The organism is Gordonia sp. i37 (assembly GCF_002043085.1).
GTDB lineage: Bacteria > Actinomycetota > Actinomycetes > Mycobacteriales > Mycobacteriaceae > Gordonia > Gordonia polyisoprenivorans.
On the sequence record NZ_MVPX01000284.1, the window covers coordinates 1 to 17926 of the forward strand.

15 protein-coding genes, 1 other RNA gene and 1 pseudogene are annotated in these 17926 nt (G+C 68.4%); 7 read left to right on the forward strand and 10 right to left on the reverse strand.

Translation table 11 applies throughout. From position 1 onward, the window contains the following. The 3 genes from B1964_RS13730 to glnA all read right to left on the reverse strand — a co-directional run. Positions 1-714, reverse strand: a 714-nt coding sequence (locus tag B1964_RS13730) for an endonuclease/exonuclease/phosphatase family protein (protein WP_079930146.1), incomplete at its 3' end; no start/stop codon positions are given. 1 nt (position 715) lies between these two features. Continuing rightward, a complete protein-coding gene (locus B1964_RS13735) occupies positions 716-3724 on the reverse strand; it encodes a bifunctional [glutamine synthetase] adenylyltransferase/[glutamine synthetase]-adenylyl-L-tyrosine phosphorylase (protein WP_079930148.1) in 3009 nt (1002 codons plus the stop codon). A gap of 78 nt (positions 3725-3802) precedes the next feature. After that, positions 3803-5143, reverse strand: a complete 1341-nt coding sequence (gene glnA, locus B1964_RS13740; protein ID WP_026920042.1) for a type I glutamate--ammonia ligase — start codon at positions 5141-5143, stop codon at positions 3803-3805. A gap of 248 nt (positions 5144-5391) precedes the next feature. Here glnA and panB point away from each other — a divergent pair, with 248 nt between their 5' ends. After that, positions 5392-6288 (forward strand): 3-methyl-2-oxobutanoate hydroxymethyltransferase, encoded by an 897-nt coding sequence (gene panB / locus B1964_RS13745; protein ID WP_079930151.1) that lies wholly within the window; start codon positions 5392-5394, stop codon positions 6286-6288. 47 nt (positions 6289-6335) lie between these two features. Here panB and B1964_RS13750 read toward each other — a convergent pair whose 3' ends face one another. Beyond that, complete coding sequence (locus B1964_RS13750) at positions 6336-6518, reverse strand: hypothetical protein (RefSeq protein ID WP_006370578.1); 183 nt, start codon at positions 6516-6518, stop codon at positions 6336-6338. 213 nt (positions 6519-6731) lie between these two features. Between B1964_RS13750 and pip the strand changes: the two genes are divergently transcribed. Then, entirely contained in the window at positions 6732-7706 is a 975-nt protein-coding gene (gene pip / locus B1964_RS13755; RefSeq protein ID WP_006370579.1) for a prolyl aminopeptidase, read from the forward strand. Between the two features lie 49 nt (positions 7707-7755). After that, entirely contained in the window at positions 7756-9249 is a 1494-nt protein-coding gene (locus B1964_RS13760) for a CYTH and CHAD domain-containing protein (protein WP_079930153.1), read from the forward strand. A gap of 10 nt (positions 9250-9259) precedes the next feature. On the opposite strand, the gene B1964_RS13765 is transcribed toward B1964_RS13760, so the two are convergent. From B1964_RS13765 to cobC, 6 genes are all read right to left on the reverse strand, one after another. After that, entirely contained in the window at positions 9260-10672 is a 1413-nt protein-coding gene (locus B1964_RS13765; protein WP_079930155.1) for an RNB domain-containing ribonuclease, read from the reverse strand. An 87-nt stretch (positions 10673-10759) separates the two neighbouring features. After that, positions 10760-11166: RNase P RNA component class A (gene rnpB, locus B1964_RS13770), an RNA gene on the reverse strand. Between the two features lie 53 nt (positions 11167-11219). Further along, complete coding sequence (locus tag B1964_RS13775) at positions 11220-11861, reverse strand: histidine phosphatase family protein (RefSeq protein ID WP_035728130.1); 642 nt, start codon at positions 11859-11861, stop codon at positions 11220-11222. 47 nt (positions 11862-11908) lie between these two features. Then, the gene (locus B1964_RS13780) at positions 11909-12646 is read right to left on the reverse strand and encodes a C4-type zinc ribbon domain-containing protein (protein WP_079930157.1); all 738 of its coding nucleotides are present in this window, start codon (positions 12644-12646) and stop codon (positions 11909-11911) included. A gap of 102 nt (positions 12647-12748) precedes the next feature. Continuing rightward, positions 12749-13900, reverse strand: a complete 1152-nt coding sequence (locus tag B1964_RS13785; RefSeq protein WP_079930158.1) for a Nif3-like dinuclear metal center hexameric protein — start codon at positions 13898-13900, stop codon at positions 12749-12751. Further along, positions 13887-14957 (reverse strand): Rv2231c family pyridoxal phosphate-dependent protein CobC, encoded by a 1071-nt coding sequence (gene cobC / locus B1964_RS13790; RefSeq protein WP_079930159.1) that lies wholly within the window; start codon positions 14955-14957, stop codon positions 13887-13889. The genes B1964_RS13785 and cobC overlap by 14 nt, the downstream gene beginning before the upstream one ends. 33 nt (positions 14958-14990) lie before the next feature. Here cobC and B1964_RS13795 point away from each other — a divergent pair, with 33 nt between their 5' ends. The 4 genes and pseudogenes from B1964_RS13795 to B1964_RS13810 all read left to right on the forward strand — a co-directional run. Further along, positions 14991-15674: an HAD hydrolase-like protein gene (locus B1964_RS13795; protein ID WP_079930160.1), complete on the forward strand. Its 684-nt coding sequence runs from the start codon at positions 14991-14993 to the stop codon at positions 15672-15674. Further along, positions 15667-16149 carry a low molecular weight protein-tyrosine-phosphatase gene (locus B1964_RS13800; RefSeq protein WP_006370460.1) on the forward strand — a complete coding sequence of 161 codons (483 nt, stop codon included), beginning with the start codon at positions 15667-15669 and terminating at the stop codon, positions 16147-16149. Before B1964_RS13795 ends, B1964_RS13800 begins: the two co-directional genes overlap by 8 nt. A gap of 119 nt (positions 16150-16268) precedes the next feature. Then, positions 16269-17309 (forward strand): SURF1 family cytochrome oxidase biogenesis protein, encoded by a 1041-nt coding sequence (locus tag B1964_RS13805; protein ID WP_014360410.1) that lies wholly within the window; start codon positions 16269-16271, stop codon positions 17307-17309. Positions 17310-17569: 260 nt separating this feature from the next. Continuing rightward, a pseudogene (locus B1964_RS13810) lies at positions 17570-17926 on the forward strand (HNH endonuclease); the annotation flags it as partial.

Below are 17926 nucleotides of genomic sequence, written 5' to 3' on the forward strand. Positions count from 1 at the left end.
GGTGGCGTTGAAGTCACCGGCGACGATGACCGGACCGTCGGGCAGGTCATGCAATTGGTCGCGCAGCAGCCCCAGGTCGTGATCCCACTCCCCCGCATGCCCCGACAGTGGTGCAGGCGCATGGATCGCGAGCACCCGCGTGCGCGGCCCACCCGGCACCACCGTCTGTGCGCTCAGGTTGTTGAGCAACATGTTCGGTAGCCGACGCTCGTCGTCGAGTGGGCGCAGACTCAACAGCATCCCCCCGGCGGCCGCCGGCCCGGGGAGCGCGTACTCGTACCGAAACCGTTGCGCCAGTGCGCTGTTGCGGATGCGCTCGAGGGCCTGTGGGGTGACCTCCTGCAGCGACACCAGTTGTGCGTCACGCGCCGCCGCGGCGACGTCGTCGACGGACCCCTCACCGAAACGCAGGTTGGCGCTGACGACGGTGAACCGATCGCCCGCGGGTGGGGTCTGCGATACCCACAGCGGCCCTTGCGTGAAGCACACCCCGACGACGGCCAGGACCGCCACGAACAGCGCAATCCACCGTCGCAGGACCGCGAACAGCAGGACCGCCACCGCTCCGGTCACCACCGCGACGGGCACCGCTGCGGTCGCATACACCGCCACCGTCCCGCGGGAGGCGATGTAGTGCAGCCAGATCGCCAGGCCGGTCGCGATGACCAGTAGCCACGCCAGCGACAGGGTGAGGAACCTCAGCAGGCCGCGCACCTCATGCCCCGAAGACCTTGCGCACCACATTCTTCGCGCGTCGGGTGACGCGCAGATAATTCTCCAGGAACTCCGCGGCCTGGTCCTCGGGCCAGCCGGCGGCGAAAGCGATCTGGCGCAACTGCTTTCCCGGCGCCGGGAGTTGATCGACCGGCTTACCCCGGACGAGGACCAGCGCGTTGCGCGCCTTGGTCGCCGTCAACCACGCCTCCTTGAGGATCGCCACATCGGTTTCGGCGAGCAGTTCGGCCGAGCCGATCGCGTCGAGCGTCTGCAACGTCGAGGTGTTGTGCAACGAGGTGTAACGGTGTGCGTAGCGCAGCTGCATCAGCTGCACGGTCCACTCGACGTCGGCGAGGCCACCGCGACCGAGTTTGGTGTGGGTCGCCGGATCCGCACCACGGGGCAGGCGTTCGGAATCGACGCGTGCCTTGATACGACGGATCTCGCGCACCGCCGCCGACGAGACCCCGCCGGCCGGGTAGCGGACCTTGTCGGCCATCAACAAGAACTCGATGCCGAGTTCGTCGTCGCCGGCGACCTGATGGGCACGCAGCAGCGCTTGGACCTCCCACGGCTGGGCCCACTGCTCGTAGTAGGCCGCGTACGCGGCGAGGGTGCGCACGACCGGACCGTTGCGTCCCTCGGGTCGCAGGCCGGTGTCGACGACCAGCGGCGGATCCTCGCTGGGTGAGCCGAGCATCGAGCGGACCTTCTCGGCGATGGTCTGCGACCAGCGCACAGCGGCGGCCTCCTCCGCACCGGGTACCGGTTCACACACGAACAACACGTCCGCGTCGGACCCGTAGCCCAGTTCCAGACCACCGAGACGACCCATGCCGATGACCGCGATGCGCGCGGGTGCCGGCGACTTCCGTTCGGCCTCCGACGCCTTGATCGCCACGGCCAGAGCGGCATTGAGGACCGCGGCCCACACACTCGACAGCGCATGGCAGACCTGTGGGACGTCCATCATCCCGAGGATGTCGGCCGAGGCGATCCGGGCGAGTTCGGCCCGGCGGTGTGAGCGCGCGATCGCCACGGCGCGACGCAGATCGGTCTGTCGGACCGTCGAGGCGATCAGCCCCTTGGCGACATCCTCCGGGCGGGTCTCGCACAGCTTGGGACCGCTCGCACCGTCGGAGTAGAGGTGGATGACCTCCGGTGAGCGCATGAGCAGGTTCGCGATGAACTCCGAGGTGCCCAGCACCCGCATCAGTCGTTCGGCGACCACCCCGTCGTCGCGGAGCAGTCGGAGGAACCAGTCGTTGTCCATCTCCTCGCACAGGCGGCGGTAATTGAGCAGGCCGGCATCGGGATCCGGTGTGTCCCCGATGTGTTCGAGCAGCTGCGGCAGGATCAGCAATTGGACCTGTCCACGCCGTCCGGGCGCCGAGGCGAGAGCCCGGATGTGACTCAGCGCCCGCTGCGGCTGTGCGTAGCCCAGAGCGGCCAGGCGCCGTTCGGCCGAGGTGTCGGAGAGCGTGAGCTCCTCGGTGTTGAACCGGGTCGCCGCCTCCAGCAGCGGCCGGTAGAAGAGCTTCTGATGCAGCTTGCGCACCCGCAAAGCCTGGTGCTTGATCTGCCGGCGCAGTACCGCGGTCGCGTCGAGTTCTCCCTCGCGCCGGATGTGCGCCGCGCGGGCCAGCCAGCGCATGCCCTCGTCGTCGTCGAACGCGGGCAGCAGATGCGTCCGCGACATGCGCTGCAACTGCAGGCGGTGCTCGAGCAGCCGCAGGAACTGGTACGAGGCGATGAGGTTGGCGCCGTCGTCCCGGCCGACGTAACCACCCGCGGTGAGCGCCTCGAGCGCGTCGACGGTGGCGCGCACCCGCAGTTCCTCGTCGACCCGACCGTGGACCATCTGCAGCAACTGCACCGCGAACTCGACGTCGCGCAGACTTCCGCTGCCGAGTTTGAGGTTGCGTTCACGCTGATCCTCGGGCACCAGGTCCTCGACGCGGCGGCGCATCGCCTGCACCTCGTGCACGAAGTCCTCACGCTCGGCCGCACGCCACACCATGGGGTTGATGGCCTCGTGATACGCCGCGGCCAGTTCCATGTCGCCGGTCATCGGACGCGCCTTGAGCTGTGCCTGGAACTCCCACGTCTTGGCCCACCGGTTGTAATAGGCCACGTGCGATTCCAGTGTGCGGGTCAGCGCACCCGCCTTGCCCTCGGGCCGCAGCGCCGCGTCGACCTCGAAGAACGCCAGCGAGCCGACGCGCATCATCTCCCCGGCGATACGCGCGGCCACCCCGTCGGCGGGTTCGCTGACGAACACCACGTCCACATCGCTGACGTAATTGAGCTCGCGCGCACCGCATTTGCCCATCGCGATGACACCGAGACGCACCGGGATCGGCTTGTCGCCGCACACTTCCCGGAAGGCGACCGCCAGGGCGGCGGTCAGCGCGGCGTCGGCGAGATCGGCGAGATAGGCCCCCACCTCGGGGAACCACATGACCTTCTCGTCCTCGACCGTCGACGCCACGTCGTGGGCGGCGAGTTGCATCACCAGACTGCGGTACGTCGCGCGCAGGGCGACGACCGCCCGCGGTCCACTGAACCCGGCGCGAAAGATCTTGTTGCCCTTCTTTTGCTCACCCGGCTCGGCGACGGCGTCGACGGCGGCGAGCATCGTCGCGTTGATCTCGGCGACGTCGGGCAGCGTGTCGGTCTCGAGCAGGTGCCACGACGACGGCTCGGCGGCAAGGTGATCACCGAGGGCATCCGACGAACCGAGGACGCCGAAGAGCCGACCACGAAATCCCTTGTCGGTGCGCAGGAGTGCGTCGATCGCCGACCACTCGTCGGCGGCCGCCGATCGCAGGCGCATCAACGCGCGCAGTGCGAGATCGGCATCGGGGGCACGGGACAGCGACCACAGCAGATCCACCGACTCCTCGGTGTTCCAGCCCAGTTCGGCGAGATCCGCCGACGCCGTGGCGTCGAGCAACCCCAGGCGTCCGGGACTGGGTATGCCACCACGGCCGTGAAGCGTTGTCACCCCACGAAAATAGCGTCTGACGCCGACACGTCGGAGCCCGGGCGGCGAATCCGGCCGCGTGTCGCGGTGCGGCTCGACCTACAGCGGTAGGTAGCTCTTGAGTTCGAAGGGGGTGACCAGGCTGCGATAGTTGGTCCACTCGGTCCACTTGTTCCGCAGGAAGTAGTCGAAGACGTGCTCGCCGAGCGCCTCGGCGACCAGCTCGGACTCCTCCATCGCGTGCAGGGCCTCGGCCAGGCTTCCGGGGAGTTCCTTGTAGCCCATCGCGCGCCGTTCGGCGGGCGTCAGCGCCCACACGTCATCCTCGGCCTCGTCGGGCAGTTCGTAGTCCTCGGTGATGCCCTTGAGCCCGGCGGCCAACAGCACCGCGAAGGTCAGGTACGGGTTGCAGGCCGAGTCTGGGCTGCGGATCTCGACGCGGCGCGACGACGCCTTGTTCGGGGTGTAGAGCGGCAGGCGGATCAACGCGGAACGGTTGGCGCCGCCCCAGGTGGCGGCCGTCGGCGCCTCGCCGCCGTGGATGAGACGCTTGTAGCTGTTGACCCACTGATTGGTGACGGCGCTGAGTTCGTTGGCGTGGTACAGGATTCCGGCGATGAACTTCTTGCCGGTCTCCGACAGCTGCATCGGGTCGTCGGGGTTGTGGAAGGCGTTGGCCTCCCCCTCGAACAGGCTCATGTGGGTGTGCATCGCCGATCCCGGGTGCTCACTGAAGGGCTTGGGCATGAACGTCGCCCAGGTGCCCTCGGAGATCGCGACCTCCTTGACGACGTAGCGGAAGGTCATCACGTTGTCGGCCATCGACAGCGCGTCGGCGTAACGCAGATCGATCTCCTGCTGCCCGGGCGCGCCCTCGTGGTGGGAGAACTCCACCGAGATTCCCATCGACTCCAGCGCCTCGATGGCGTGTCGGCGGAAGTTCGGGGCAGCGTCGTGCACCGCCTGGTCGAAGTACCCGCCCGAGTCGGCCGGAACCGGCACACTGCCGTCCAGGGGCGCGTCCTTGAGGAGGAAGAACTCGATCTCGGGATGGACGTAGCAGCTGAAGCCGAGGTCGGCGGCCTTGTTCAATTGCCGGCGCAACACGTGGCGGGAGTCGGCCCAACTCGGGGTTCCGTCGGGCATCGCGATGTCGCAGAACATCCGCGCCGAGTGGTGACGACCCTGCGAGGTGGTCCACGGCAGGATCTGGAAGGTCGACGGATCGGGCTTGGCGACGGTGTCGGCCTCCGAGACGCGGGAGAAGCCCTCGATCGCTGAGCCGTCGAAGCCGATACCCTCGGAAAAGGCGCCTTCGAGTTCGGCGGGGGCGATCGCCACGGACTTGAGGTATCCGAGAACATCGGTGAACCACAGCCGAACGAACCGGATGTCCCGCTCTTCGAGAGTCCGCAGAACGAATTCCTTTTGGCGATCCATGAACGCCGACATTAGGGATGCCCTGTTAAATCCGTGTTACGTTCACAAGTCGAACTCTTCACCCTGGGGCTTTGCGAAAGTGATCCCACATCGTGAAACACCCTGACCGCGGAATGGGATGCCTTCCTGCGATGTGATCAAAGGCACAGCTCAGGCCGGTGTTCGACGATCACCTCCGGTGCGAAAATGGATTGTCCCACCCGCCCGGGTACCTGCCAGCCAGGACTCGAGGAAGAAACGAGACAACGATGTCCCCAGAGTCTGTGGTGTCCACCGCATCCAAAATCCCCGCGGCCGAAACCTCCGTCTACGGCGGCACGCCCGCCGGCTCCGGCGAGTCCGCCCCGCGCCGACGCGTCACCCGTGTCCATCACCTCGCCCAGATGAAGGCCGAGGGCGAGAAGTGGTCGATGCTCACCGCGTATGACTACTCGACCGCCCGCATCTTCGACGAGGCCGAGATCCCGGTATTGCTCGTCGGCGATTCCGCCGCGAACGTCGTCCTCGGATACGACACCACGATCCCGGTCAGCAGTGACGAGCTGATCCCGCTCGCCCGCGCCGTCGTCCGCGGCGCCCCGCACGCGCTCGTCGTCGCCGACCTCCCGTTCGGCAGCTACGAGGCCGGCCCGCAGCAGGCACTCGCGACCGCGGTCCGCTTCTTCAAGGAGGCCGGTGCGCACGCGGTCAAGCTCGAGGGCGGTGAACGCGTCGCCGACCAGATCGCCACGCTCACCGGCGCCGGTATCCCGGTGATGGCCCACATCGGTTTCACCCCGCAGAGCGTCAACGGCCTCGGCGGATTCCGCGTCCAGGGCCGCGGTGACGCCGCCGACCAGTTGATCGCCGACGCCATCGCCGTTCAGGAGTCGGGCGCGTTCGCCGTCGTCATGGAGATGGTCCCGGCCGACCTCGCCGGGCAGATCACCCGCAAGCTCACGATCCCCACCGTCGGGATCGGAGCCGGCCACGAGACCGATGCACAGGTACTCGTCTGGCAGGACATGGCCGGCTTCACCCACGGCAAGACCGCCCGATTCGTCAAGCGATTCGCCGACGTCGGCGGCGAACTCCGTGGTGCTGCAGCCCAATACGCCGACGAGGTGCGTCGGGGCGTCTTCCCCGGCCCCGAGCACAGCTACTGATCGGATCGCCGCAACGTGCGGCCGGCGACGCCAGGGCAGGGCGGGTGTCAGCGCACGTTGCGGCGCAGGAGCAGCACGACGAGAGCGATCAGTAACACGACGACGAGAGCGACCACCACTGTGGTCAGCCCGACGTGGCCGCCGTAGCCTCCCAGATGGGCGAACTGGCCGAAGTGACCCACGGAGTTACGTCGGGCCAACAACTCGACGTGCTCGGCGTGTTGGATCATCGCTCTCGTGTCCTTCTCGATTCGGCGCTCCTGGGGAGCTCACCTGCGCTGGGTTGTCACGCTAGCCCCCCAGCCACCCCCGACGCACGCATCGCGACGCCGACGTCATCTACTCGTATGACCAACCGCGCCAAAACGATTGCGCCATCACCGGCGTATCGGACATCGCGGCAACGCCGCCGCACTGCGCCCGGGTGTCTAGGCTCGTGAACCATGCGCGACTTCTACCCCGAGATCGAGCCCTACGCCTCCGGACACCTGCCCACCACCGACGGACAACAGATCTACTGGGAGACCTCCGGCAACCCCGACGGCAAACCCGCGGTCTTCGTCCACGGCGGCCCGGGCGGTGGGACCGCTCCCGATCAGCGTCGCTTCTTCGATCCGCACCGCTATCGGATCGTCCTGTTCGATCAGCGCGGCTGCGGTCGCTCCCGCCCGCACATCGCCGACGGCGCCGACCTCTCGGTCAACACCACCGGCGCACTGATCGCCGACATGGAGGCGCTGCGCGAGCACCTCGACATCGACACCTGGCAGGTGTTCGGGGGTTCCTGGGGTTCCACGCTCGGGTTGGCCTATGCGCAATCCCATCCGGACCGGGTGTCGGAGCTGGTCCTGCGCGGCATCTTCCTGCTGCGACGCAGCGAGATCGACTGGTACTACAACGGCGGTGCCGCGCACATCTACCCCGACATCTGGGAGTCCTATCTCGCGCCCATCCCCGCCGCCGAGCGCGACGGTGACCTCGTGGCCGCCTATCACCGGCTGCTGACGTCGGCCGAGCCGGAGGTCGCCGCGGCCGCCGCCCGTGCCTGGACCGGTTGGGAGCAGGCCACCAGCTATCTCATCCCGAAACCCGAGGAGGCCGCGGCGGCCAAGGAGGACTCCGGGCCACGCTTCGACATCGCCTTCGCCTCGATCGAGAACCATTACTTCGTGAATCACGGCTTCCTCGACGACGGCCAACTGCTGCGCGACATCGACCGCATCGCCGACATCCCCGGCGTCATCGTGCAGGGCCGCTACGACGTCGTCTGCCCCATGCGCAGCGCGTGGGATCTGCACCGGGCGTGGCCGTCGGCGCAGCTGCACATCGTCGACGACGCCGGACACGCATCCTTCGAACCCGGCATCCGGAGCAGACTCATCGAGGCGACCGACGCCTTCGCCGACGACGTCCGGTGATCACCCGCATATACACTTCACGCGTATCCGACATCCGACAGGAGGACCAGTGGCAACCGAACAGGTCGAGGTAGAGCTGAAGTTCGACGTCGAAGCCGGAACCGCCACCCCCGACCTTTGGGTGTTGCCCGGCGTCGTCGGCGCACGCGAGCCCGAGACGTTCACCCTCGACGCCACGTACTTCGACACCGACAACATGGATCTGGCGGGCAACCGGATCACCCTGCGACGTCGCACCGGTGGCCACGACAGCGGCTGGCATCTCAAGCGCCCCAGTGGCATTCCCGGCGCCCGTCGAGAACTGCAGATCGGGTTCGACGAGGCTCCCGCCGACGGCGATCTCCCCGACGCCCTGTTGATCCCGGTGCTCGCGCTGACCCGGCACCGCAGCCTGATCCCGGTGGCGGTGATCTCCACCTCCCGCACCATCACCACCCTCTTCGGGGTCGACGAGGAGCCTCTCGCCGAATTCGCCGAGGACCTCGTGACCGCGCGGTCGCTGCTGCCCGGTGGTGAGGTCGCGCAGTGGGCCGAGTGGGAGTTCGAGTTGCTCTCCGGTGGCACTCCCCGATTGCTGAAAGCCGCCCAGAAACTGCTGCGCTCGGCCGGCGGATCGGACCCGTCGAGTGCCTCGAAGCTCGCGCGTGCCATCGGTTCGACGCCGACTACGACCGTCGAACCACGGTTGCCCAAACGCCCGTCGGCGTTGGAGCTGGTGGTCACCGACCTGACCCTGCATCGCAATGCCCTGCTCACCTACGATCCCGAGGTCCGGGTCGACGCGCCCGACGCCGTGCATCAGATGCGGGTGGCCACCCGCCGATTCCGCAGCGTGCTCTCAGGTTTCCCGACGGTCCTCGACCCGCACCGGACCGCCCACATCAACGACGAGCTGCGCCTGCTCGCCCGAATCCTCGGTGACGCACGGGATTCGGAGGTCCAGCTCGAGATCGACACCGCGTTGTTGCGTGGGGAGTCGCCGTCGGAGGCCTTGGTCTCGGCGCTGACGGGGACCGAGTCGGACTCGCATGACCGCGCGATCCGCGCCGCCCATGCTGCGATGAACTCCGAGCGCTACTTCCGGCTGCTCGACGACATCGACGTCCTGATCACCGATCCGCCGGCCGGACCCGACGCCGACATGCCCGCCGCCGCGGCGGTCGACGCGGCGATCGCCAAGAGCCGCAAGAAGATTCGAAAGGCTCAGGCAGAACTCGCGACCTTCCCCGAGGGTTCGCACGAGTGGCAGGAGCAGGTGCACGTCATCCGCAAGCGGGCCAAGAAGTTGCGCTACGCCACCGATGCGGGAGAACCGTTGGGCATCAAGCGTTATCAGAAGATCGCTGCGGTGGCCAAGAAGATCCAGTCGGCGCTCGGCGATTTCAACGACACCCGGATCAACCGGGCGCGCCTGGCCGAGCTCGCCGAACGCACCGATCTCCCCGGTCGTGACATGTTCCTGCTCGGACGGCTCGACGCCCTGCAGGAGGCCGCCGGAACGCGCGCCCTCGATGCCTACCGCAAGGCCGCCAAGGACCTCTGAGCTTTCGTGCTCAGCCGACCGCCGCGAACCCCACGGTGCGCCGCACCGGGTCGGCAGCGGTCAGCTGCACCCGAATCCTGGTCGCCGAAGCCGGATTTCCGCTACAGCCGGCAATGACAGCCGGATCGTCGATGAAGATCCGGGCGGGCTTCTTCGCGTCGGCCTCGGCGAGGACCACCGCGTCGAAGACCTCTCCGACGCGGCCGGCGAGAACCGTCGCCTCGGCCAGGTCGATCGAGAGCCGGTCCGCCGAGGCCCCCAGGGAGTCGGCCGACCGCAGGATCTTCGGCAGGGTGGGAAATGCGCGCGTCACCCAGTCGGGTACCGGCTCACCGGCGGTGATCGCCAGACATGCCTCGGTCGCGAAACGATCACCCAGCCGCCGTAGCGGCGCGGTGACGTGGGCGTAGATCCCGCCGATCGCTGCGTGCACCATCGCCGACGGCGCCGGCGTCTCGCCGCCCCCGAGGGCGAGATAGCCGGCGCCACGCATCAGTGAGCCGGCGTGCGACATCAACGCCAGGGTCGACGGCGCATCCGCCGGCAGAGCGGCGAGGAACTCGCCTGGCGCCTGCTCGTCCGGCCAGTCCACACCCATCGCGCGTGCCGTGTCACGCAATGCCCGCACGGCACCGGGCTCGGCAGGCGGCAGGGTCCGCAGCAGTCCGACGCCCGCGTCGGCCATCAGGGTTCCGGCGCACATCCCGGCGAGCAACGACACCTGCGCGTTCCACATGTCCGCCGGTGTGTGCGGCGCGATCTGCAGGCTCCAGCCGTCGGCGTCGTGCACCACCTCCTGGTCGGGGAGGTCGAGTTCGATTGCGCCGCGCGACAAGGCGATCCGCTGCCGCAGTGCACCGAAGGCCGGTAGCGCCGTGATGGACGGGTGCGCCCGGCCCGCCGCGGCGTCGGCGGTGACGCCCGCGTAGTCGAGGCGGGCCACCGAACGCACCAGTGCGCGACGCACCGCCACGTCGCCGATCTGTCCGTCGACGCCGACGTGGATGGTCCAGAGGACGGCCGGGCGCGCCACACCGGGCAGCAGCGAACCGCTGCCCTCCGACAGGACCCGCGGATGCAACGGGACCGAGCCGTCGGGAAAGTAGACGGTGGTGCCGCGTCGACGACTCTCGGCGTCGAGGGCGCCCTCCGGTTCGATGAGGGCGGCGACGTCGGCGATCGCGTAATCGACCACGAAACCGTCGCCATCGGTGGCGATGTGCACGGCCTGATCGAGGTCCATCGATCCGGGCGGGTCGATCGTCACCAGGGGTAGATCGCGGTGGTCCTCGCGCTGCTCGGCATATCGGTCGCGTGCGTTGGCGGCTTCCTCCAGTGCGGCGTCGCCGTAGTCCTCGCTCACCCCGAGTTCTCCACGGATGGCGTCGAAATCGATCTGGGGCGCCGACAGTCTGCGTTGCACTCCCCGACCATAACGCCGCACTCGGCGTGCAGACGGTGACATGCATGCGTGATCAGCGTCGACGATGACGTCGGGTGCCGGAGGGGGCGAACGAGTCGGCGTGTAAGCCGGATCCTGTCCCGACCGTGAGGTCGGTGGCGACCATCCATCTGGGCACACCGTCGCCGGGTACCTCGAGCGGCCCACCCGCGGACTGGGGCGAGCAGCCCTCATCACGTCCGCGCACACGCACCGCAAGCGGTCCGTGCTTCGGCCTTGCTCCGGGTGGGGTTTACCGAGCCGACGCGGTCACCCGCATCGCTGGTGCGCTCTTACCGCACCGTTTCACCCTTACCGGCCGTGCGGCCGGCGGTCTGTTCTCTGTGGCACTGTCCCGCGGGTCGCCCCGGGTTGCCGTTGACAACCACCCTGCTCTGTGGAGTCCGGACTTTCCTCGGCGCGTGGCGTTTCCAGTGACTGGCCGTCCCACGCGCCGCGGCCGCCTGGCCGACTCGTTCGCCCGTACAGGATAGCGTCCGGGGTGTCACCGGCGATGCGAGGTGTCGCTTCACCGAAGGTGCGCCGTGTCACTTCTCCGCAGGTGCGAGGTGTCATTGACGCAGCGGACGACCGCACCGCCGTCGGGAAAGAACTCGGCCACCGACACCGACGCCAGGTCGAGGTGCAACCGGAACAACAACTGCGGTCCGACGTCGAGGGCGTGGCGCAGGAGGGACTTGATCGGGGTGACGTGACTGACGACGACGACGGTCTGGCCCGGATAACGTTGCAGCAGAAGGTCGTTGGCGGCGATCACCCGTGCAGCGGTCTGGGTGAAGCTCTCCCCACCGGGTGCGGGCACCGACTCGTCACCGAGCCACCGTGCGTGGACCTCGGGGTCGCGAGCCTTGGCCTCGGCGAAGGTCAGTCCCTCCCACGCACCGAAGTCGTTCTCGATGAGGTCGTCCTCGGCCACCACCTCTCCGCCGACGAGGTCGGTGATCGCCTGGGCGGTCTGCCTGGCCCGGTCGAGGGGTGAGCTGACGACCGCGGCGATCGGCTGCTCGGACGCCGCACGCTGTGCCGCGCGCAGCGCCTGCGTCACTCCCAGGTCGGTCAGCGGCGGGTTGCCGCGGCCCGAGTACCGCCGGTCCACCGACAGCGCCGTCTGACCGTGACGGACCAACACGATGCGGGTCGGGGCGGCCATCTGGCCCTGCCACGACGGCGTTGCGGGGATGTTCCCGGAGGGGGTGCTCACAGTCCCGACTCGTGGGTGCGGATCAGGATCGCACCGCACTCCTCGCAGCGGATCACCTCATCGTCGGACGCCGCGGCGATGCCGGCGAGTGTCCCGCGATCGAGTTCCATCCGGCAGGCGCCGCACCGGCGGGCGCGGAGCAGCCCGGCTCCCACCTTGCCCGCGCTGCGCTGGCGTTCGTAGATCGGGAGCAGTTCGTCGGGCACCTCGGCGACGATCTGGGTACGCCGCGCCGCCAGCGCCTCCTTGTCGGCGTCCACCGCGGTGACGGCCTCTGCCCGACGAACGCGCAGCGCGGCGAGTCGCTCCTCGAGATGGGCGATGGTCGCCGATGCCCGATCGCGTTCGGACCCGAGCGCTTCTTGACGCTCCATCAATTCCAGCATGTCGTCTTCGAGGACCTGCCGACGCCGACCCAATCCGGTCAGCTCATGTTGCAACTCCGACAACGCTTTCGGCGCAAGGCCTCCGGCGGTCAGCTGAGCCGAGTCCTTCTGTTCGCGATCACGCATGCCGGTGATCTCGCCATCCATGCGGCGATACTCGCGGTCAAGATCCTCCGCGGCGATCTCCGCGCGCACGAGGTCGTCGCGGGCGGCCTCGATGGCGGTGATCGTCTCCGCGATCTCGGCGTCCTCGGGCAGGTGACCGACTCGATGGTCGAGTCGGGCCAGGCCGGCGTCGACGTCGGCGAGTTCGAGCAGGAGTCGTTGCCGTCCGGCATCGACCTTCATCGGGTGTCTCCTCGTGCACTGGGGGGATCGGTGGTGGGGTGCGCCGGGTGAGCCACGGCGCGCCGTTGCACCGGGCGGTGAACGTTCACGGTACGCGCCGTGTCAGGCGGACGTGTGCACGGTGAACGGATCGGTGGGTGCGTCGTGGCACTCCGCCGCGCAACCGGTGGCGGCGGTGATCTGTTCGGCGGCCTGCCTGCACCATGGGAACTCGGTGGCCCAGTGCCCGGCGTCGAGGAGCACCGGGCCGCCGGACCGCAGCGCCTCGTCGACCGGGTGATGCCGGAGGTCGCCGGTCAGATAGGCGTCGACGCCGAGCTGCGCGACGGTGGCGAGTAGTGAGTCACCGGCCCCGCCGCACACCGCGACGGTCGTGATCTGCCGATCGGCCGGGCCGGTGGCACGCACGCCCCACGGCGTACGCAGCGCGTGTGCCGCGCGTTGCGCGAACTGCGCCACGGTCATCGGTTCCGCCAGCACACCGACGCGGCCGAGACCGAGCGCCGACGGGATCGCGGCGAGTTCGAGGACGTCGAAGGCAGGTTCCTCGTACGGGTGGGAGTCGCGCAACGCGGCGAGGACCGCAGCCCGCAGCCCTCGGGCGGCGACCATCTCCACGCGCGCTTCGTCCACGCGCTCCCGCTGCCCGATCTCACCGATGGCCGGGTTGGCACCCGGGGTCGGCTCGAACTGTCCGACGCCGATAACCGACCACGCGCAGTCGCGATAGTCACCGATCGCTCCGGCCCCGGCGGCGAACATGGCCTCGCTGACCTGTTCGGCGTTGCCCTCGGGCACCATCACCACCCATTTGTCGACGGGTGGCAGCGGTTCGGGATCGATCGGCGCGACCTCTCGCAGTCCTAGTGCGGAGGCGAGCGCGTCGGACACACCGGGATCGGCCTTGTCGGCGTTGGTGTGGGCGGTGAACAGGGCGATGCCGGCCCTGATGAGCCGGTGGACGATGCGGCCCTTGGGTGTGTCGGCGGCGACCGACTCCACACCCCGAAGCAGCAACGGGTGATGCGCCACGATCATCCGGTAACCCTGCGCACATGCGACGGCGACCACGTCGTCGGTGACATCGACGCACACCAGGATCGGCCCGGCCGGTTCGCTCGGGTCCCCGCATACCAGCCCGACGGCGTCCCAGCTCTCCGCCAGGCGCGGCGGATACGCGGCCTCCAGCACCGCCACCACATCGGCGACACTCACCTCGCTCGGACCGTGACCCGTGTGCTCATGCGCTGCCAACGGTGATCTCCTCTCGCGCCCGGTCGAGCGCCGTGACCAGCCGATCGACCTGTGCCGCCGGGCGCACCGCCAACCGCAGGTGGTCGTCGGACAGTCCGACGAAGTTCGCGCAACTGCGCACCGCGATCCCCTGGCCCCGCAGGCTTTCTCGCACCGCCAGTGCACCGGGCATCTCGACGAGCACGAACGGCGCCGCGGGCGGCGCGCACGGGATCACGCCGACCTCGGCGAGTCGCGCGAGCAGATGGTCGCGTTCGATGGCGACGAGCTCGGCCTGCTCGGAGCAGAAGCGTTGCCCGTCGGGTCCGCAACAGGCGGCCAGCGCGGCGAGCGCAGGCGTGGACAGTGGCCAGGCGCGGCGCCCGGCCGCCGCCCGTTCGATCACCTCGGGCGCCGCGAGCAGGTAACCGGCGCGCAGTCCGGCCAATCCGAAAGTCTTGGTGACACTGCGCATCACGATGACGTCGTCGACTCGCCGGTCGGCCAGCGACTGCGGTTCGCGCGCCCCGGTCACCGGGTCGAGGGTCAGATCGGCGAACGCCTCGTCGACGACCACGAGGCGTCCGGGACGACGAAGCGCGTCGATCGACTCCGCGGGGTGCAGCACCGACGTCGGATTCGTGGGATTGCCGACGACCACGAGATCGGCGTCGTCGGGGATGTCGGCGGCAAGGTCGGCCAGCGGCGTGTCGGGCCGGCCGATGACCTGCGTGATCGGAATCCCCGCGGCCCGCAACACGAGTTCCGGTTCGGTGAACGACGGCTGCACCAGGGCCGCATGTGCCACACCCAGTTTCGGCAGCAGCTCGAAACCGTCGGAGGCGCCGGCGAGGAGCATCACCTCGTCAGTGGGACGGCCGTGCAGGTCGGCGATGATCCCGGTGGTGTGATCGGTCTGGTCGGTCGTCGGGTATCGGGCCAGGTCGTCAAGGGTGGAGGCGATGGCCGCCTGCACGAACGGCGGTGCGGCCCCACGAACATTGACGGCGAAATCGAGCATGCCCGCGGTGCTGTCCCGGTCGCCGTGCCGGTCGAGCGCATGCAGCCCGGATGTCATACCGACTGAGCCTACGTGCACCATGGGTTGGTGATGTCCCGACCAGACCCCACTGATCCCGACACCGTTCTGCTCGTCGATCTCGACGGGACGATCACCGACAGTTTCACCGGGATCGCCAACAGTTTTCGGCACGCCTTGACCGCTGTCGGCGCGCCACCGGCACCCGAGGCGGTGGTCGCCGGGATCGCCGGACCGCCGATGATCGACACCTTGCGCGAGCTCGGGCTCGACGAAGCCACCGCGAACGAGGCGATGCGCGCGTATCGCGCCCGTTACGTCGACGTCGGCTGGCTGGAGAACTCGGTGTTCGACGGCATGGACACACTCCTCGGCGATCTCGGCGCGTCGGGTCGGACGCTGGCCGTGGCGACGTCGAAGAACCAGACGACCGCGCGCGCCATCCTCGACCACTTCGGACTCGCCGGCCACTTCCGCGTTATCGCCGGCGCCAGCGATGACGGAACCCGGCGTCACAAACCCGACGTGATCGCCCATGCACTGGCACAATTGGACATATCGCTCGACCGGCACACACACCGACCCGCTCGTCCGGCGGTGATGATCGGCGACCGATCCCACGATGTCGAGGGCGCAGCCCGATTCGGCATCCCGACGATCCTCGTCGGATGGGGTTACGCTCTGGCCGGGGAGCGCGACGCTGCGGCTTGGAGCGTCGATTCGATGTCAGATCTGCGCGAGGTACTCGGTGTCTGATCAACTACACATCTGTTTCGTCTGCACCGGCAACATCTGCCGGTCGCCGATGGCGCAGAACATCTTTGCCAAGGCGCTGTGTGACGCGGGGCTCGCCGACCGCGTCGAGGTGAGCAGCTGCGGTACCAGCGGCTGGCATGTCGGCGAGGCGGCCGACAACCGCGCGCGCACGGAGCTGCTGGCACACGGCTACTCCGACGCGCACGTGGCCGATCAGCTCGGGCCCGATCACATCGGTGCCGACCTGTTCGTCGCCGCCGACGCCGGACACGTCAAGGAACTCGAACGCAAACGACTGGGCGAGCGCACCCGACTGTTGCGCAGCTTCGATCCCGACGCGGGCGACGATCTCGATCTGTCCGACCCGTACTACGGCAACGCCGACGATTTCGCCGTCACCCGCGAGCAGATCGAGGCCGCAGTACCGGGCCTGCTCCAGTGGGCCCGCGAACACCTCGACGGCGCCACCGGCTGAGCCGACGCCGGTGCTGCCGTGATCGGGTACTGCGGCGCACGTCACGGCCGAATCCGGCATACCGTCACCAGACGCAGCCGGGGCTGCTGTGACGGTTGCCCACTGGGTACCGTTGTCCTATGCGCGCGCTGCGAAACATACGACCGGGGTGGATCGCCCTGATCATCGTTGTCGTCGCATTCGCGGCGGCATGTTTCATGGTGCTCGCCCCATGGCAGCTCGGTAAGAACTCCGCGACGTCGGAGCGCAACCATCTGATCAAGAGTGCCGTCGGCACGGCCCCGGTACCGATCAACGAGGTGGCCCCCGCCGGAAAGGGATTCGTTCCCTCCACCGAGTGGCGCGAGGTGACGATGACCGGAACCTACCTCGTCGATGACCAGGCCCTCGTTCGCCTCCGTTCGGTCGACGAGCGGCCGGCCATCGAGGTCCTCACCCCGTTCCGCATCGCGGGCACAGATCGCGTCCTGGCGATCGATCGCGGCTACGTTCGCCCGGACCAGAGCAACACGCCCGCGATCCCTGCGCCCCCGACGGGTGAGACGACCATCAACGCCCGCATCCGGGCTTCGGAGGGTACATCGGAGGGCCGCGGCGCGCGGACCGAGGGCAACGCGCTGACCATGTACACGGTCGACCCGACCCAGCTGGCCAAGGCGACCGGCACCCCGATGGACCCGTTCTATCTGCAGCTGTCGCCGAATCAACCCGGCTCACTCGGCGAGATCCCACTGCCACAACTGGATTCGGGCCCCTACCTCTCCTACGGCCTGCAGTGGCTGGCCTTCGGTGTGATGGCACCGCTAGGGGCCGGATACTTCATCTACTCCGAGATTCGTCAACGTCGACGAGCTTCCGCCGCCAAGAAAGCCCACACAGCCGAGGCCGCCGCCGGTCCCGACCCAACGACCCCCGACGACGCCACCGGGCTCGACGTTGCCGCACATCCCGAGGCGGCCCCACATCTCCTGACGCGATCTGAACGCCGCAAACGCATGCGCGAGGAACTGCGCGCAGCAGCCGGAACAACCACCGTGTCCGCTCCGGTCGACGCCCACGACATCGACGAGCAATCGCCCGCCGGCATCGGCGTCGGACCCGACACCGAGCACCTGTCGTCCACGGTGCGCGACAAACTCACCGAACGCTACGGCGGCTGAGGCCACCTGGTGGTCGAGGCACTCCCCCATCGGCGGTAGCAGCGCCCGACCCGTGACGCACCAAACCTCCCCACTCGGTGGTCGAGGTGCGAGGCGCCCCAGGCGCCGAGCCTCGAGACCGAGCCGAACCGACGCTGGAACCCAACGAAGACTCACCCGAAAAAACTTTCGACAACCTCTTGCCAACCCGACAAACCCGGCATACACTCGAACACAACAACACACAAACACATGTTCGCTAGCGCCGGGGGGTGACAATCATGGTCGACACCGCGTTCCCCGACGTGTCGGGGTTGTCGACCACCCAGAAACTCGCCCTCGCCCACCGTGTGGTCGATTCGCTGGCCACCGATGATCTGACCGGCCTGTCCAACGACGACCTGGTCGCGGTCTCCCAGTCCACCGAACAGTTGATCACCCGGGTCACCGTCCAAGGCGATCGGCAGATCGTCGAATTCTCCGACCGGCATTTGGCCCGCGAGTACGGGTTCGGGTCGATCACCGACGCCATGATCGGCCTGTTGCGGATCTCGGAACCGTGGCGGCGGTGGAAACAACTCAAAGCGACCGCCACCTTCCACACCTTCACCGGTGAGGTTGCCGCCCCCAAATATCCA

What these genes read in the sequence shown, in the direction of transcription:
- cobC (WP_079930159.1), bottom strand. Translation starts at nt 14,957, where the DNA reads ATGACATCCGGGCTGCATGCGCTCGACCGGCACGGCGACCGGGACAGC.
- B1964_RS13795 (WP_079930160.1), top strand. Translation starts at nt 14,991, where the DNA reads ATGTCCCGACCAGACCCCACTGATCCCGACACCGTTCTGCTCGTCGAT.
- B1964_RS13775 (WP_035728130.1), bottom strand. Translation starts at nt 11,861, where the DNA reads ATGGCCGCCCCGACCCGCATCGTGTTGGTCCGTCACGGTCAGACGGCG.
- B1964_RS13780 (WP_079930157.1), bottom strand. Translation starts at nt 12,646, where the DNA reads ATGAAGGTCGATGCCGGACGGCAACGACTCCTGCTCGAACTCGCCGAC.
- B1964_RS13750 (WP_006370578.1), bottom strand. Translation starts at nt 6,518, where the DNA reads ATGATCCAACACGCCGAGCACGTCGAGTTGTTGGCCCGACGTAACTCC.
- pip (WP_006370579.1), top strand. Translation starts at nt 6,732, where the DNA reads ATGCGCGACTTCTACCCCGAGATCGAGCCCTACGCCTCCGGACACCTG.
- panB (WP_079930151.1), top strand. Translation starts at nt 5,392, where the DNA reads ATGTCCCCAGAGTCTGTGGTGTCCACCGCATCCAAAATCCCCGCGGCC.
- B1964_RS13805 (WP_014360410.1), top strand. Translation starts at nt 16,269, where the DNA reads ATGCGCGCGCTGCGAAACATACGACCGGGGTGGATCGCCCTGATCATC.
- glnA (WP_026920042.1), bottom strand. Translation starts at nt 5,143, where the DNA reads ATGGATCGCCAAAAGGAATTCGTTCTGCGGACTCTCGAAGAGCGGGAC.